The organism is Streptomyces sp. NRRL S-495 (assembly GCF_000966955.1).
GTDB classification, from domain to species: domain Bacteria; phylum Actinomycetota; class Actinomycetes; order Streptomycetales; family Streptomycetaceae; genus Kitasatospora; species Kitasatospora purpeofusca.
Genome location: NZ_JZWY01000987.1, coordinates 1 through 519, shown reverse-complemented (window position 1 = coordinate 519; position 519 = coordinate 1). Strand labels below are relative to the sequence as shown.

At 79.2% G+C, this 519-nt stretch carries 1 pseudogene; it reads left to right on the top strand.

From position 1 onward, the window contains the following. Window positions 1-164 precede the first annotated feature (164 nt). A pseudogene (locus tag VR45_RS37485) lies at window positions 165-519 on the top strand (patatin-like phospholipase family protein); the annotation flags it as partial.

Below are 519 nucleotides of genomic sequence, written 5' to 3'. Positions count from 1 at the left end.
GCCGGCTGTCCGGTGCGGACCCAGGTCTCCTCGGCCGCGTCCGCCGATCGCAGCGGAGCGGCGCGCCCGACCGCAGTCGGCGCCCGCCGTGCCCCGGGCCGGTGGGCCGGTGGGGCGCCGTGCGAGGATGCGGCGGAAGGTGTTTCGGCAACGGGGGAGCCGTCATGGGAACCGAGCAATTTCACGACCTCGACCGCGCGTTGGTCCTGGGCCCCGGCGGCCGCCTGGGCGTCGCCTGGACGGCCGGGCTGGCCGCCGGTCTGCGCGGCGCCGGGGTGGATCTGGGTGAGGCCGATCTGATCGTGGGCACCTCCGCCGGCGCGATCGTCGGTGCCGTCCTCGCGGCCGGGGACGACCCGACCCGACTGGGTGTGCTCCCCGCGCGGCGGTCCGTCGACGGGGCAGCCGCGCCGCGCCGCCCCGACCCGGCGGTGACGGGCGCGGTGTTCGCCGCCCTCGGCGAGTCCGGCGCGGACCCGGCCGGGACACGGCGCCGGGTCGGCCGCATCGCTCTGGGGA